The sequence below is a fragment of the Acetobacterium tundrae genome (genome assembly GCF_008086615.1).
Taxonomy (GTDB): domain Bacteria; phylum Bacillota; class Clostridia; order Eubacteriales; family Eubacteriaceae; genus Acetobacterium; species Acetobacterium tundrae.
Genome location: NZ_RXYB01000056.1, coordinates 1 through 1,070, shown reverse-complemented (window position 1 = coordinate 1,070; position 1,070 = coordinate 1). Strand labels below are relative to the sequence as shown.

Sequence of the window (1,070 nt, the reverse complement as noted above, 5' to 3'; positions counted from 1 at the left end):
GATAGGTAATATTTAAGTCATATTGATTCGCTTTCCAGTTGGCCGTGATATTCACAGTGTTTCCCGGCATTGTAAACTGCCCATCGACTGCCGTTGCGCCGCTGACATTCCATCCTTCAAAAGTATAACCTGATCTGACTGGTATCTGAGTCGATACAGTCTGCTGACTGCCTGCTACAATATTGGTTTGACTGCTCGGCATGTTGGTCACGCCTTCAGCTCCGGCCAGGTAATTGATATCGTAATAATTGACGACAACGGATGGTGTAATGGTTAATATTCCATTAACTGCAGTCACATCATAATTTGAGTTAATATCCCGATAGGCTTCCGTACTTACTTCCGAATCGGAATATACGTTCATTTGTTCAAAATTTACTCTTATAGCATAAGTTCCCACAGCTTCTCCAGGATCTCGGCTTAAATTGTAATTCAGCGTATCCGTTCCAATTAATCCATCAATAGTGGCAGTTAATATCGGATCGCTTTGTCCATAAACTTTTGTTTTATCATCTGCTGTGATTGTAACAGCTTTCTTTTGAATCGTAACGGTTCCGGTTCCGAAAACATCATAGTAGTTCGGATTTGTTACCATCACTGATACTTGGTAAGTTCCTGCCTCGGTAAATACTGGTGGATTGCTACTCCATCCACTTTCGTCATTACCATACCAGATTGTAGAACCTTCTATGCCAGCACTGACTGCACTTAAGCCATGGGCTTGTCCGTCGTATGTTCCGGTGAATCCGGTAATATTAACTGTGTTGCTTTCAGCTTTTGTGATCACCAGTTTGCTGTTCGTTACGTTCACGGTGTAATTTGTGTTCGCTGTGTAGGTCGCCGTGATGCTGATATCGGCTCCGACAGTTTCTTTGCCTGTATCCGCAGCGATTCGGCTGTAGCTGATCGTTCCCAGATCACTGTCTTTTACCAGACCGGTTTGTTTTCCGGTCAAGGCTGGGTCGCTTTCTCCATAGACTTTCGTCTGTGGATCAACGGTGATCGTTACTTCAGCTGGGGTGATCGTCAATGTGGTTTCGACGGCTGCGCTGTCGGCATAGTTCGGATTG

General features: G+C 44.6%; 1 protein-coding gene. It reads right to left on the bottom strand.

The annotated features are described in order from the left end of the window. A partial coding sequence (locus tag FZC40_RS16935; RefSeq protein WP_207706744.1) for an MBG domain-containing protein occupies window positions 1–1,070 on the bottom strand: 1,070 nt, incomplete at both ends.